Here is a 13,572-nt window from a genome sequence, read left to right on the forward strand (position 1 = left end):
TGTGTAGTCGACAATAGGGGCGTTTAGTGCCCGCTAGTTACTATTTTTCGGTGGTGAAAATCGGGCCGACGTTGCGGGGGCGCTTGATTTCGAAGAAACCGGGGTAAGAGGCCAGAGCCACAGCGCCGTCGAAGACCTTAGCGGCTTCTTCGCCGGTGGGGGCAGGTGACATCACGGGGCCAAAGAAAGTCACACCGTTGATGCTCATCAGGGGCACACCGATGTCATCGCCACCGGCAGAGTCTAGACCTGCACGGGTTGAGGCCCGCATCTGCTCGTCGTATTCCTCGGTAAAGGCAACCTGGGCTAGTTCGGCAGGAAGACCCGCCTCAGCCAAGGCAACTTCGATAGCCTTCTCAAAGTAGGTGCCCTCTTTGTTCTTCTGGTGGTGAATTTGCTCGCCCAGGGCGGTGTAGAGTTCATCGAGTTTCTCCTGGCCGTACTGCTGGGCCACGGCGGTAGCCACGCGGGCAGGTCCCCAGGTGTTGTCGATGTGCTTGCGGTAATCCGGGTCAAGGTCGCGGCCCTCATTCAGGACGGCGAGTGAGAAGGGGTGCCAGGTGACGGCAACATCGCGCTGGGTCTCAACTTCCTTAATCCATCGGGAGGTTATCCAGCACCAGGGGCAGGTAGGGTCAAACCAAAAATCAACGGTATTTTCAGCCACGGGTTGTCCTTTCAATCAGGGGGGTGGGTACAAGAGCTGGCTGCCAGCGCGCAGAAGCACCGACAGCAGGTAAGACTTTTAGGCAGATTTTTTCTCGGGGGCTTCGAGCACCAGAATCGGGTCCTTCTCTCCCGACACAACAGCCTCGTCAATAATGACCGAGGTGATGTCTGAACGGCTGGGTACATCGAACATGACCGGCTGCAGAATCGACTCCATAATGGAGCGCAAACCGCGGGCCCCGGTATCTCGCTCAACAGCCTGGCGGGCAATAGCTGCCACGGCGGCGTCCTCAAAAATCAGCTCAACCCCGTCGAGGGCAAACATGCGCTTGTACTGCTTGACAAGGGCGTTCTTAGGCTCGGTCAGAATCCGCTTCAAATCAGACTCAGTGAGCTTACCCAGGGTTGCCAGCACGGGCAGGCGGCCAATGAACTCGGGAATCAGACCGAACTTGAGCAGATCCTCGGGCATGAGTTTGGTGAGAATATCGCTCTCTTGAGCGGCCTGGTCAATAGATGCGCCAAAGCCAATGCCCTTGCGGCCCACTCGCCCGCCCACAATCTCTTCGATACCGGCAAAAGCACCGGCGACGATGAAGAGGATATTGGCGGTATTAATCTTGAGGAAGTCCTGCTGGGGGTGCTTCCGCCCGCCCTGCGGGGGAACAGCTGCCTCGGTGCCCTCAAGAATCTTGAGCAGGGCCTGCTGCACACCCTCACCCGAGACATCTCGGGTGATGGAGGGGTTATCGGCCTTACGGGAAATCTTATCGATTTCATCGATATAGATAATGCCGCGTTGGGCCTTTTCAATATCACCGTCAGCAGCCTGGATGAGCTTGAGCAGGATGTTTTCGACGTCCTCACCCACGTAGCCGGCTTCGGTCAGGCTGGTGGCATCGGCAACGGCAAAAGGTACGTTGAGTTTCTTGGCCAGGGTCTGTGCCAGGTAGGTCTTACCTGAGCCGGTGGGGCCAACCAAGAGAATATTAGACTTGGCAATCTCTACGTCTTCGCCCTCGGTAGCCAAAAGCTCCTTGGCCTCAAAGGCAGGGCTCTGCTGGGCCCGAATGCGCTTGTAGTGGTTGTAGACGGCAACAGAGAGGGCACGCTTGGCGGCCTCCTGGCCAATCACGTACTCCTGCATGTGGTCAAAGATTTCACGCGGGGTTGGGAGCTCTTCAACAGCACCCAAATCTTTCACATCGGCGAGCTCTTCTTCGAGAATCTCGTTGCACAGTTCAATGCATTCATCGCAGATGTAAATGTTGGGGCCGGCGATCAGTTTACGAACCTGTCGCTGGTTCTTCCCACAAAATGAGCATTTGGGAAGAGTGGTGCTATCGCCTAGGCGAGCCATAGACCCTACCTTTCCTTGGGTTCCTCTACCTAATCTACCGTGAAAACCTGCCTAGCCCAACATGTGACGGTTCAAGCAAGGTTACGTCTTTATGACTTAACAGTTGCCCCGGGCGGGCTATTCCTTCACTACGCTCGGCAGACAGCAGGACGCCGCCCCCGCCCGTCCCTGCCCTTTGGCAGGTGGGGCGGGAGGCGGCGTCCGCACTGAGTCTGAACGTGAGCAGTGTTTAGTCGTGCTTCTCAGCGGTGTTGAAAGAGGGCTTGACGGCCTTGCGGGATTCAAGCACCTGGTCAACGATGCCGTACTCGAGGGCACCCTTAGCGGTCAGAATGTTATCGCGCTCGATGGACTTATCGACCTCTTCAAAGGTCTTACCGGAGTGCAGGGCCAGGGTCTGGGCGGTCCACTCACGCATGCGCATCACCTCGTTGGCGTGGATCTCGATATCAGAAGCCTGGCCACCCTGCTGGCCCGAGAGGGCGGGCTGGTGAATCAGCACGCGGGCATTGGGCAGGGCGAGGCGCTTACCGGGGGTACCGGCTGCCAGCAGGACGGCGGCAGCTGAGGCAGCCTGGCCCAGGCAGACGGTCTGAATTTCGGGGCGGATGTACTGCATGGTGTCGTAGATAGCAGTCATCGCGGTGAAGGAGCCACCGGGTGAGTTGATGTAGAGGGTGATGTCGCGGTCGGGATCCTGGGACTCAAGCACCAGCAGCTGGGCCATGATGTCGTCGGCTGAGGCGTCGTCGACCTGCACACCCAGGAAGATGATGCGGTCTTCAAAGAGCTTGGCGTAGGGGTCCTGGCGCTTGTAACCGTAGGGGGTTCGCTCTTCGAAGTTGGGGAGCACGTAGCGGTCGGTGGGCATACCGGCAGGTGCGGTTGATGAAGGAAGGTGAATCATTCGTTTCTCCTGTATAAGTTTTATGCCGGTTTACTTGTCGGTGGCGCTGGTGGCCGGGCCGATCTTGTCGAGGATCTTATCGAAGAAGCCATAAGCCAGGCCCTCTTCGGCGGTGAACCAGTTGTCGCGGTCGTTATCGCGCAGGATGGTCTCAACGGTCTGGCCGGTACGCTCTGCGGTGATTTCGCTCAGGCGCTTCTTCATGTCGAGAATCAGCTGGGCCTGGGTGCGGATGTCAGAGGCGGTACCGCCAATACCACCGGAGGGCTGATGCATGAGGATGCGGGCGTTGGGGGTGGCGTAGCGCTTACCGGGGGCGCCTGCGGTGAGCAGGAACTGGCCCATGGAAGCTGCCATACCGGTCACGACGGTCACGACGTCGTTGGGGATCAACTGCATGGTGTCGTAGATTGCCATACCCGCGGTGACGGAACCGCCGGGTGAGTTGATGTAGAGGTAGATATCTGCCTCGGGGTCTTCAGCTGAAAGCAGCAGGAGCTGGGAGCAGATACGGTTAGCGTTGGAGTCGCGCACCTCGGAGCCCAGCCAGATGATGCGTTCCTTGAGCAGGCGGTTGTAGACGTAGTCGTCCTGGCCGCCCATGGGGATTTCCATGGCGGGGGCCTGGTGCGCTTCAGGGGTGAAGGACATGTGTTCCGCTCCTTGTGTCGGTTGCAGCACCCGCGCGGACGCCGGTGCCAAAGATTTGCTTGACACTTAGGTTATCGCTTTTGGGGCTCTAAAAATTGCCTTTTGCCCCTCAGTTCGCTGTTGGCATGTGCCCGCTACGCTCTGAGCAAGAGCAAGCGGGCACGGGGCTTAGTGGTAGCAGGCGATGGGGCCGCTGGGCCCCTGAATCACTTGGATGGGGGTGTTGAAGATTTCGGTGAGCAGGTCATCTTGCATGATCTCTGCAACGGTTCCGAAGCGGGCGAGTTTGCCGTCCTTGATAGCGCAGATGTAGTCGGCGTAGCGGGCGGCAAAATTGATGTCGTGCAGCACCACGATGATGGTGCGGCCCAGGGTGCGGGCGGCGTTGTGCAGGTGCTGCATCATCTGCACGGAGTGAGAGATGTCGAGGTTATTGAGGGGCTCATCAAGAAGTACATAGTCGGTTTCTTGGCAGAGCACCATGGCTACGTAGGCCCGCTGCCGCTGGCCGCCTGAGAGTTCATCGAGGTAGCGGTTTTCGAGGGTGGTGAGATTAAGAAAGTCGATGTAACGGGAAATAATCTCTTCGTCTTCGGCGGTGAGTCGCCCCCCGGTATAGGGGAAGCGCCCGAAGCCCACGAGCTGGCGCACGGTGAGTTTGGTGACGAAGTGGTTTTCCTGCCGCAGAATCGAGACGACTTTAGCCAGGTCTTTGGACTTGGTGGTAGCCACGTTCAGGCCACCGATTTCGATGGTGCCTGCGTCAATATCGAGTAGACGGCCCACCATGGTGAGCAGGGTGGACTTGCCAGCCCCGTTTGGGCCGACCAGGGCGGTGATTCCGCCCGCGGGCAGTTGAACGTCGACCGGGCCGATGTTGGTTTCACCGGAGTAGCTTTTTGCGACCTGGTGGAGGGTAATCATAGTTTGCCCTTTCGGAGAATCACGATCAGGAAGGTGAGGCCACCGATGAGCTCGATGATAATGCCTACCACGCCCTGGGCCGAGAAGATGTGGTTCATGATGAAGTAAGAGACCGCCAGAATGGCAAAGGAGAGCACGGTTGCCATGGGGAAAAGGTAGCGGTGGTCGTAGGTGTCTGCGAACTGATAGGTAAGGGTTGCGACCAAAAAACCGAGAAAGGTCAGCGGGCCGACCAGGGCGGTTGAAACAGCCATCATCAGGGCGACAACAACCAGCACAATGATGGACTCACGGCGGTGGTTGATGCCCAGGTTGGTGGCTGCGGGTGCCCCCAGGGAGAGGGCATTGAGGGTACGGGACTTTGCGTAGAGCACCGCAACGCTGAGGACGACCAGGGGCAGAGCTACCGGGTAGTAGGCCGGGTCGGCGTTGTTAACCGAGGCGAAGAGACGGGCTGTGAGAATATCGAACTCACTGGGGGTTAGCATACGCTGCATGAAGGTTGAAACTGACCCCAGTCCCACACCCAGCACCACACCGACCAGGAGCATGACGTGCATGTTGGCCCGCTTGCCGGTCAGCAGCCAGGAGTAGAGCAAGAGGCTCAAAGCCACCATCATGACCAGCTGAAAAATAAAGGTGTCGAGGGTGCGGGCAGCAATCAGCCCGGCTGCCCCGGTGAAATAGATGGTTGCGGTGTGAATCGCGGCGTAGAGGGCCTGAAAGCCCAGAATGCCGGGGGTGATAATGCGGTTGTTGGTCACCGTCTGAAAAGCCACCGTTGCCACAGCCTGGCAGACAGCTGCTACAGCCATCGCAATTAGGGCATTGGAGCGGCGCTCTGCAATGAGCCACCATTTGGGGCTACCGGTCTCAAAGGGGTTGGCGTAAGCTAAGAGACCGAAGGCTGCCAGCGCAGCTGCAGCGGTAAGCGCTGCCAGGAGCACCCAGTAGGTGCGGGCAGCAGCCGGGGTTTTGAAAGCCCCAGCACTACGGGAGGTGCCAGCCCTGCGGGAGGCAGGGCGGGCGTCCGCACCGGTGCTCATCTCGGGCAGGGCGGACGCACCCACCCGGCTTTCTTTACTTGCCTGCTGATACACGGGGCCGCCCCTTCACAATCAGACCAATAAAAACAAGAGCACCCACGATACCCAGAATCACCGACACCGGGATTTCGAAGGGGGCTATAATAGTGCGCCCAATCAGGTCGCAGATTGTCACAACCCCGATACCGGTCAGGGCAACCCAGGGCAGGTTGGAGCGCAAATCATCACCGCGGAACATACTGACGATGTTGGGAACGATTAGCCCCAGGAAGGGCAGGGAACCGACCACAACGGTCACCACACCGGTGGCGATAGCAATCAGGGCGGTGCCCACCAGCATAATCTGGGCGTAGTTGAGCCCTACGTTCGTGGCGAATTCCTGGCCCAGACCGGCGACGGTCAGGCGGTCGGCGTACCAGAAAATGACGGCGACCACCAGGAGCACCAGCCAGAGTACCTCGTACTGGCCCTTAATCACAGACGTAAAACTACCCGCGAACCACACGCCCAGGTTCTGCAGCAGATTGGTCTGGAGGGCAAAGAAGGTGGTGAAGGCCGAAACAACGGCACCCAGCATCATGCCCACGATGGGGACAATCAGGGATGACCTGAGTGAAACCCTGCGCAGGAAGAGGAAGAAGACCATCGACCCGATAAAAGCAAAGACGATGGCAGCCGTCATCTGTTGCAAGAGGTTAGCTGCCGGGAAGAAATAGAGCATAAAGAGCAGGCCCAGGCTAGCCCACTCGGTGGTGCCGGTGGTGGTGGGTTCCACGAACTTATTTTGGGTCAGCATCTGCATCACCAGCCCGCACATGGCCATGGCTGCCCCGGCCAGTACCAGGGCAATAGTTCGAGGTATGCGGGTAATGGCGAACATGGTAGCGCCGTCAGCCTTGTTGAAGATGTCGTACTCCCCCGTGAACAAGGAGAGCACGAGCAGGGCAACAATGCCCAGGCTGGCTAGCAGGAATTTGCCGCTGACCAGGGAGTTCCTGGTACGACTAACTCGGGTGGTTTCGGTGGTCGTCATAAAAGCTCTCAAGGAGTCACCCCGCCGCGAGGGCAGGATGACTCCTTTTTCATAGGTTAATGGGTCTCAGCCGGTGCCTTACTTGGCGGCTTCGAACTTATCGGCGAGATCGTTGAGGATCTCGGTGTAGGTGATGATGGATTCGTTGGTGTAGGTATCAGCCGGAGCGTAGGCAATCTGGTTCTTGGTGATTGCGGTGACGTTGGCCAGGGCTGAGCTACCGGCGATGACGTCTGCGGCAGCGGGTGAACCTTCACCGGTGCTGGTGCCAGCATCGCGGTCAAGAACCAGCAGCCAGTCGGGGTTGGCTTCTGCGATAGCCTCAACCGAGATATCGTCGCCCTGGTGGTTGTCAGATGAGCCTTCAACTTCGAGGGCGGGCTTGAGGCTCAGCATGTCGAAGATGGGGCCGTAGGTGCGACCGATGGAGGGGGCAATGTAGCCGATTTCGCCGCCGGAGACGTTGACGGCCATAACGGTGGATTCGCCGTCGTAGGCGGCCTTAGCGCGGGCTAGAGCGGCGTCGAAGTCTGCGATGAGCTGGTCGGCCTCAGCCTGCTTGCCGAAGACCTCGCCCAGTAGGGTGACCTGGCGCTTGAGCTCTTCGTCCAGGGGCTGGCCGTCGCGGGGTTCAAGTTCGAGAATGGCAGCCTGGGGGTTGAGCTCCTTGAGGGCGTCATAGTGCTGGGAGAAGCGCTGACCGTTGACAATCAAATCAGGCTCTTCGGCAGCCAGCAGTTCAAGGTTGGGCTCGCGGTGGGTGCCAATGTCGGTGATAGACGAGTCGTTCTTGTAGGTCTCAACCGTTGCAGGAATCAGGGTGATGGGGGCTGCAACCAAATCGATGCCCCAGGCTTCGAGAACCTCAAAGGTGCGGTTATCGGTGGCCGCTACCTTCTGAGGGGGAACAGTCACGGTAACCTCACCGTAGTTATCAGTGATGGTGACAGTGCTAACAGGCTGGCTAGCGGAAGCTGAGGTAGACGCGCTTGATTCGTTGGAGGCGTCAGTGCTGCCTGCGCCACAGGCGGTAAGCGCCAGTGCTAGAACGGAAGTGGCTGCAAGCAGGGAGATACGGTTGGCCTTCACGGGTTTTCCTATATCTGGTAGTGGTGTGTACTTGGTAAGCCTCAACATCTTGTAAGGCTTGACTTGCCTAAGATTAGTTAGCCCCACCTTACTTATGCAACTCAAAAAACCCCCTATTACGAAATATTTTTTAACTTATTTGCTGTATTTGATTTCTAATCACCCAGGTCACCCTCTTTTAGGCAGCGGACGCCAGCGCCCGCGTCCGCCTTTTCCCACGGGTTTTCCCCGCAGGCAGCACAAAGCCCCCGCAAGAACCACCCAATCGGGGTCTTGCGGGGACTTGAGCTAGAAAAGTTTTAGAGCCTCTCAAGAGGCAAAAACTTATTCGGCGTCTGCGGTCTCACCCAGGAAGGAGGAGAGGTCAACAGCCTTGCCGTCAGCGTCCTTAACCTCAGCCTGAGCCAGAACAGCTGCCAGAGCCTTTGAACGGCGAACCTCGCCAACAATCATGCCGGACTGGCCTGAGCCGTCGAGCATCTGAGCAAACTGGTTGGGGTCCATACCGTACTGCTGGCTCATGGTGATGATGTAATCAATGAGTTCAGCCTGCTCGACAGAAACTTCTTCCTTCTCAGCAATAGCGTCGAGGATGATTTCGTTCTTGAAAGCACGCTCGGTGTTCTCGCGAACCTCTGCGCGGTGCTCTTCGGTGTCGTGGTCATCGTCCTGGCCGGGGGTGTTGAAGTGCTGAGCCAGCTGGTCTTCAATAACCTTCTCGGGAACAGGGATTTCAACCAGTTCAACCAGAGCGTCAAGAACCTTGTCGCGTGCTTCTGCACCCTGCTCGGCGACCTTGGAATCAGCAGCCTGCTTCTTCAGGTCTTCCTTCAGTTCAGCGATGGTGTCGAACTCTGAAGCCAGCTGAGCGAAGTCGTCGTCAGCCTCGGGCAGCTCGCGCTCCTTCACAGCGGTGACCTCAACCTTAACGGTTGCTTCTTCACCTGCGTGCTCGCCACCGGCAAGCTTGGTGACGAAAGTGGCGTCCTCACCAGCGGAGAGACCGAGAACAGCCTCATCCAGACCGTCCAGCATGGTGCCGGAGCCAACCTGGTAGGACAGGTCGTTAGCGGCGTCAACCTCTTCGCCGTCAATTTCAGCGGCGATATTGATGGTCAGGAAGTCCTCGTCAGATGCGGGGCGATCAACAGCCTTCAGGGTGCCGAAGCGGCCGCGCAGGGCATCGAGAGCCTTCTGCTCGTCTTCTTCGGTAACCTCTACGCTTGCAACCTCAACCTTGATACCTGAGTAGTCAGGCAGTTCGATCTCGGGGCGGACGGTGACCTCGATAGTCAGCTTAACATCAGCTTCGCGGTTGCCCTCTTCAGGCTTTGAAACGATGTCGAGCTCGGGCTGAGCCAGGGGGGTCAGCTCGTTCTCAACCAGGGCTTGCTGGTAGAAGTTGTTCAGAGCATCGTTCAGAGCGTTCTCAACAACAAAGTCAAAGCCTGCACGCTGATCGATGAGAGCCTTAGGGGTCTTACCCTTACGGAAACCGGGAACCGAAATCTGGTTAGCCAGTGACTTGTAGGTACGGTCAAGGTAGGTCTTGAACTCAGCGAAGGGAACCTCGACCTCAATCTTTGCGAGGGTCGGGTTGATCTTCTCGACGGCAGTCTTCACGTCCGTTGATCTCCTGATAACTTGATTGGAACCGCCACCCGGAAAAGAGTGGGGCTAGATATAACGCTCTATAGAAAAACCCGCCGTTTCCGGCGGGTCGTTCTATTTCACGTCGGGGTGACAGGATTCGAACCTGCGATCTCCTGCTCCCAAAGCAGGCGCGTTAGCCAAGCTACGCCACACCCCGATTTGCACGGAAGGCACCACCCAGTTTAGCGGTTCAACCGCCCAAAACCTAACTCGCACCCCGATTACGCCCAGGGCGTGTTGAGAAACGCCAGCGTCCCCCTGATTTGACAAGGCCCCGTTCGACCAGGTTTACTGGAACACGTCCACAACACTGGGCACCCCATTCGGGGATGTAGCTTAATGGTAAAGCCTCAGTCTTCCAAACTGATTACGCGGGTTCGATTCCCGTCATCCCCTCTCTCGCGGCTGTAGCTCAATGGTAGAGCGCACGCTTCCCAAGCCTGATACGCGGGTTCGATTCCCGTCAGCCGCTCGCTATCGCTCGGGACTGGCGGAAGTCATTCCAACACCTCTTGAGTGCTCGTTCACTCGCACCCGGTGCTTCCATCCCGTCAGCCGCTCGCTTCACGGTCACTCTTCGGAGTGGCCGTTTTTGCTTCCTTAGAAAAACCGGCGAGCAACAGGGGCAGGCGCATCCAACAGCTCCACTAGGTTGCGCACCTTCACGCTTCCCCTCGCCACCTTCTGACCTCGGCGGTGGCGGTTCACCCAGGCAGCCTGCAAACCCGCCCGAGCCGGAGCGGCAACGTCCGCAATATAGTTATCGCCCACATGCACAGCAAAAGCCGGGTCCACCTCTAGTTGGGCACAAACAAACCGGAAAATATAGGGGTCGGGCTTACTCATCCCCACCCTCTCCGAAGAAAACAGGGGCATATCGTGCAAGCCGATAGCATCGAGCTTCTTCTGCTCAGTGAGCTGGGACCCATTAGAAAGCACCGCCACCTGCAGATGCCCAAACCGGTGGCCAAGCTCCTCAAAAAACCGATCAACCTCAGCAAAAGGGGCCCAGGCCTTACGGGTTTCCTCCTGTAGGGTCGCCAAAAACTTCTGAGCCCGGTCAGCACTCTGTTGTTCCCCCGTCATCAGGTGCAAGAGACTGGACGTGCGAAACAGGCGATTTTCGTCAAAAACCTGCTCACCAGCCAAATAGCGCTGAAAATCCTCACGCTGAATATCGGCCCAGGCCTGGAAGTAGCTCTGGGTGTCGTCGATCTCTCCCTCAAAACCAAACTCCCGAACAGCCCGGTTAAAACCTACCGCAGTTGCTGTATCGCTATCGAGCAGGGTGCCATCTAGGTCGAAGAGCACCAGGTTGGCCTGCCCTAGCAAGTATCCGGTATCGCGCATAGTAGCCCTTCGATGTCGTGATGGCGTTTAACTCTTCACCAGCATATACGTTGGCCCCTATCATTAGAGGGACACCCCACCGTCAAAGGAGACAGTATGTGCCCCCGCCAGCTCTACCCCCTCCCCCACAGCTTCCAGCCCCGCGGCTTCTGCCAGCACTGAGGCTTCAGAGACAGCGGCCGCAGTACCTTCAAGTTCGCCCGAAACAGCTGCCCAGACTACCGCGGCACCGGCACCTTCAGCTACTGAGACACCTACCTCCCAGCCAGCGGCCCCTGCTCCCGCCGAAACCCCGATACAGGTCATCAACCCGCCGGTTAACAGCGGGGAGACCACCCTCATCACCGACCTCGCTCCCTACCAGACCAGCATCGACGGGGCAACCCCCGTCGGCGACGGCAAGGTCTACTTCCAAACAGCGGACGGCGCCGCCCGGTGCGATAACGGTGTGCACTGGTTTGCGCTGAGCAACTCTATCAAGGACTTCAGCGGCTAAGACTCCTTCTCAGCTCAGTCAGATTTCACCCGGGGTATGCCTACCGAGGTGGGCCAGCAGGTATCTTTCCCCTAGGATAGGGAGTAGACACCCGCACCTTTTAACCACAAGATTGACTCCCCCATGGCTTTAGCACCCACCCCCGCTCGTTTCGCCCCAGCCCGCGCCCTGCTTGCTACCGGTGTCCTGATACTGACAGGCTGCGGGAGCAGCCAGACCGCCACCTCAAACACCAGTGTGCCCGCAGACACAGAGGTGCGCGTCTCAAGCAGTGCGGCCCCGAGCCCATCAGCTAGCGCTACCCCCAGCCCCACCGCTGAACCCAGAACAGAAACAGCCAGCGCAGCACCTGCCCCGGTTGAGACCGCAGCACCGTCCCCTAGCGCCACGGCCCTGACTCCCCCGGTCAACGATGGCTTTACCATCGATCCGGTTTCTCTGGTAACCACCGATCTTGTCACGGGAACCCCGGTAGCTGACCTTGCAGCCTACAACTTTGCGGCGGCAGACCAGCCCTCTGTCGTCTTCCAGACTCCTGACCCCCAGGTTGCCTGCCTGATGCAGACCTACGGGGTATTTTGCATGACCGATGACTCAAAGAACTGGGTCCTACAGTCGGTATCAATGGGGCCCGGTGATACCCAGCCCCGCACGGTTCAGGCCCGCGGCCGGGCTGCCACCCACGACTGGTTCAAGACCAACACGGTGCTGCCCGAGGGGCAGTCCATCAGCTGGATGGGCATGACCTGCACGACCACCGGCCCGGTGAGTGTACAGTGCAACGACGGCACCACCGGCTTTAACCTCTCTGACCTAGCAGACCGCTAGAACCTAGAAACAAGTAGGGCCCCGGCGATACATCCGGGGCCCTACTTTTCTCGTTTGAGCCTACAGCTAGGCTAGCTACCTAGTGCTGGCAGCCCGGGCACCAGTAGAGCTTGCGCCCAGCCACTTCTTCCAGCGCGATAGTTGCCCCGCAGCGGGAGCAGATCTGGCCCTGGCGGTGGTACACGTAGTTAGCGTGATCTGGCCAGGCCTCGGTTTCCGGTATACCGGGCCTGTCGGCGGGCTCGGTGGTAATGATGCGACCTAGGCGCACACCGATTTCCAGTAGGTGCTTGTTATCGTTCCAGAGGGCTTCAAGCTGCTGGCGGCTGCATTCTTTAGCCGGAGTAAAGGGGTCAATGCCGGTACGGTAGAGGGATTCTGCGCGAAAGATGTTTCCTACCCCCGAGATGGCCTTCTGATCCATAAGAACTACACCGATAGGCCGACTGGTCTTAGCCGCCGTAGCGTAAAAGGCGGCAGGGTCGGCGTCCTGGTTCAGGGGGTCGGGGCCCAGCTTGGCACGCACTTCCCCCACTTCCTCGGGAGTGAGGGTTCGGCAGATGGTGGGTCCCACCAGGTCTGCCCAGCCGTGCTCTGAAACCAGGCGGACGCGGGTGGTCGGCCGGGGTGCAGGAGGTTCGGCGGAGAGTTCAGAGCGGTGGTCCTCTTGTTCACCAATTTTACGGGGAGCACCAATCGAGGAGGCTCCTGTAAAGTACTCGTCGCCCCCAAAGGTAAACGCCCCGTAGATTCCCAAGTGGACGTTGAGGTAGAGCTCGTTGGAGAAACGGGCGAAGAGGTGCTTGCCATGGGCGAAAGCCGAGTCGAAGGTATGGCCGTCGAGCAGGGCGGCGCCGTCCGCAAATCTTCCCTGGGGGCTGGTGACCGCCAGCTGGGAACCGGCAAAAACGTCGGTGAGCTGGCGGGCCAGGCGGTGGATTGAATGGCCTTCTGGCATTAGTTCTCGTAGCTGTCGACCTGCTTGCCGGCGATGGCGCCGGTCTGCTCGTATTCGGCCATCTGACCGATGCGGCGGGCGTGGCGCTCTTCGTTGGTCCACTCGGTGGTGAGGAAGACCTTGATGATCTCGAGGGCTTCTTCCTTGGTGTGCTGGCGGCCGCCCACTGCAACGACCTGGGCGTTGTTGTGCTCGCGGGCCAGGGCTGCGGTGTCGTGGTTCCAGGCCAGAGCCGCACGGATGCCTTCAACCTTATTAGCGGCCATCTGCTCACCATTGCCGGAGCCACCCAGCACAATGCCCAGGGAGTCAAGTCCCGCTGCTCGGTCTGCGCGGACGGCGAGCGCCGCGTTGATGCAGAAGCTGGGGTAGTCGTCGAGGGCATCGTATTCAGCGGGGCCGTGGTCGACCATCTCGTAGCCGGCCTCGGTGAGTGCTTCGATGAGGTAGTGGCTAAGTTCTAGGCCTGCGTGGTCGGTTGCTATGTGTACACGCACGGTGTCTCCTTTGGTCGTGGTGGGTGGGGGCCGGGTGACCGCACTGAAATTTAGTTATGTGAATCACTGCCAAGCGCATAGAATTGGAAGCGTATGTGCTGCGGTGTGTCT

General features: G+C 58.7%; 14 protein-coding genes and 3 tRNA genes. 3 read left to right on the plus strand and 14 right to left on the minus strand.

The window, feature by feature from the left end; all coding sequences use genetic code 11:
* Window positions 1-40: 40 nt before the first annotated feature.
* The 10 genes from VSX42_RS04390 to VSX42_RS04435 all read right to left on the minus strand — a co-directional run bounded on the left by VSX42_RS04390 (window position 41) and on the right by VSX42_RS04435 (window position 9,489).
* Window positions 41-667, minus strand: coding sequence for a DsbA family oxidoreductase (locus VSX42_RS04390; protein ID WP_326503138.1), 627 nt, complete (start codon window positions 665-667; stop codon window positions 41-43).
* 78 nt (window positions 668-745) lie between these two features.
* Window positions 746-2,029, minus strand: coding sequence for an ATP-dependent Clp protease ATP-binding subunit ClpX (gene clpX / locus VSX42_RS04395; protein WP_326503139.1), 1,284 nt, complete (start codon window positions 2,027-2,029; stop codon window positions 746-748).
* Window positions 2,030-2,258: 229 nt separating this feature from the next.
* Window positions 2,259-2,936, minus strand: coding sequence for an ATP-dependent Clp protease proteolytic subunit (locus VSX42_RS04400; RefSeq protein ID WP_185174588.1), 678 nt, complete (start codon window positions 2,934-2,936; stop codon window positions 2,259-2,261).
* A gap of 30 nt (window positions 2,937-2,966) precedes the next feature.
* Entirely contained in the window at window positions 2,967-3,587 is a 621-nt protein-coding gene (locus VSX42_RS04405) for an ATP-dependent Clp protease proteolytic subunit (protein ID WP_326503140.1), read from the minus strand.
* Between the two features lie 168 nt (window positions 3,588-3,755).
* Entirely contained in the window at window positions 3,756-4,511 is a 756-nt protein-coding gene (locus VSX42_RS04410) for an ABC transporter ATP-binding protein (RefSeq protein ID WP_326503141.1), read from the minus strand.
* Window positions 4,508-5,611 (minus strand): iron chelate uptake ABC transporter family permease subunit, encoded by a 1,104-nt coding sequence (locus VSX42_RS04415; RefSeq protein WP_326503142.1) that lies wholly within the window; start codon window positions 5,609-5,611, stop codon window positions 4,508-4,510. Before VSX42_RS04415 ends, VSX42_RS04410 begins: the two co-directional genes overlap by 4 nt.
* A complete protein-coding gene (locus tag VSX42_RS04420; protein WP_326503143.1) occupies window positions 5,592-6,590 on the minus strand; it encodes an ABC transporter permease in 999 nt (332 codons plus the stop codon). The genes VSX42_RS04415 and VSX42_RS04420 overlap by 20 nt, the downstream gene beginning before the upstream one ends.
* Before the next feature lie 78 nt (window positions 6,591-6,668).
* On the minus strand, window positions 6,669-7,679 hold the full coding sequence (locus tag VSX42_RS04425) for a siderophore ABC transporter substrate-binding protein (protein WP_326503144.1): 1,011 nt from the start codon (window positions 7,677-7,679) through the stop codon (window positions 6,669-6,671).
* A gap of 324 nt (window positions 7,680-8,003) precedes the next feature.
* A complete protein-coding gene (tig, locus tag VSX42_RS04430) occupies window positions 8,004-9,302 on the minus strand; it encodes a trigger factor (RefSeq protein WP_326503145.1) in 1,299 nt (432 codons plus the stop codon).
* Between the two features lie 112 nt (window positions 9,303-9,414).
* Window positions 9,415-9,489: transfer RNA gene (locus VSX42_RS04435), tRNA-Pro, on the minus strand.
* 168 nt (window positions 9,490-9,657) lie between these two features.
* Here VSX42_RS04435 and VSX42_RS04440 point away from each other — a divergent pair.
* A tRNA-Gly gene (locus VSX42_RS04440) sits at window positions 9,658-9,728 on the plus strand.
* Window positions 9,729-9,733: 5 nt separating this feature from the next.
* Window positions 9,734-9,804 (plus strand) — tRNA-Gly (locus VSX42_RS04445).
* 128 nt (window positions 9,805-9,932) lie between these two features.
* On the opposite strand, the gene VSX42_RS04450 is transcribed toward VSX42_RS04445, so the two are convergent.
* The gene (locus tag VSX42_RS04450; protein WP_326503146.1) at window positions 9,933-10,682 is read right to left on the minus strand and encodes an HAD family hydrolase; all 750 of its coding nucleotides are present in this window, start codon (window positions 10,680-10,682) and stop codon (window positions 9,933-9,935) included.
* Between the two features lie 63 nt (window positions 10,683-10,745).
* Window positions 10,746-11,027 carry a hypothetical protein gene (locus VSX42_RS04455; RefSeq protein ID WP_326503147.1) on the minus strand — a complete coding sequence of 94 codons (282 nt, stop codon included), beginning with the start codon at window positions 11,025-11,027 and terminating at the stop codon, window positions 10,746-10,748.
* A gap of 274 nt (window positions 11,028-11,301) precedes the next feature.
* Between VSX42_RS04455 and VSX42_RS04460 the strand changes: the two genes are divergently transcribed.
* Entirely contained in the window at window positions 11,302-12,006 is a 705-nt protein-coding gene (locus VSX42_RS04460; RefSeq protein ID WP_326503148.1) for a hypothetical protein, read from the plus strand.
* Between the two features lie 79 nt (window positions 12,007-12,085).
* Here the strand turns inward: VSX42_RS04460 and VSX42_RS04465 are convergent, their stop codons facing one another.
* Window positions 12,086-12,964, minus strand: a complete 879-nt coding sequence (locus tag VSX42_RS04465) for an Fpg/Nei family DNA glycosylase (protein WP_326503149.1) — start codon at window positions 12,962-12,964, stop codon at window positions 12,086-12,088.
* Window positions 12,964-13,461 (minus strand): ribose-5-phosphate isomerase, encoded by a 498-nt coding sequence (locus tag VSX42_RS04470; RefSeq protein ID WP_326503150.1) that lies wholly within the window; start codon window positions 13,459-13,461, stop codon window positions 12,964-12,966. The genes VSX42_RS04465 and VSX42_RS04470 overlap by 1 nt, the downstream gene beginning before the upstream one ends.
* Between the last annotated feature and the right edge of the window lie 111 nt (window positions 13,462-13,572).

Origin of the sequence: Rothia nasimurium (genome assembly GCF_035916755.1) — a bacterium.
In the GTDB taxonomy this organism is placed as follows: domain Bacteria; phylum Actinomycetota; class Actinomycetes; order Actinomycetales; family Micrococcaceae; genus Rothia.

Coding starts and splice junctions, on each gene's coding strand:
- VSX42_RS04465 (WP_326503149.1), bottom strand. CDS start 12,964: ATGCCAGAAGGCCATTCAATCCACCGCCTGGCCCGCCAGCTCACCGAC.
- VSX42_RS04420 (WP_326503143.1), bottom strand. CDS start 6,590: ATGACGACCACCGAAACCACCCGAGTTAGTCGTACCAGGAACTCCCTG.
- VSX42_RS04400 (WP_185174588.1), bottom strand. CDS start 2,936: ATGATTCACCTTCCTTCATCAACCGCACCTGCCGGTATGCCCACCGAC.
- VSX42_RS04405 (WP_326503140.1), bottom strand. CDS start 3,587: ATGTCCTTCACCCCTGAAGCGCACCAGGCCCCCGCCATGGAAATCCCC.
- VSX42_RS04450 (WP_326503146.1), bottom strand. CDS start 10,682: ATGCGCGATACCGGATACTTGCTAGGGCAGGCCAACCTGGTGCTCTTC.
- VSX42_RS04460 (WP_326503148.1), top strand. CDS start 11,302: ATGGCTTTAGCACCCACCCCCGCTCGTTTCGCCCCAGCCCGCGCCCTG.
- clpX (WP_326503139.1), bottom strand. CDS start 2,029: ATGGCTCGCCTAGGCGATAGCACCACTCTTCCCAAATGCTCATTTTGT.
- VSX42_RS04410 (WP_326503141.1), bottom strand. CDS start 4,511: ATGATTACCCTCCACCAGGTCGCAAAAAGCTACTCCGGTGAAACCAAC.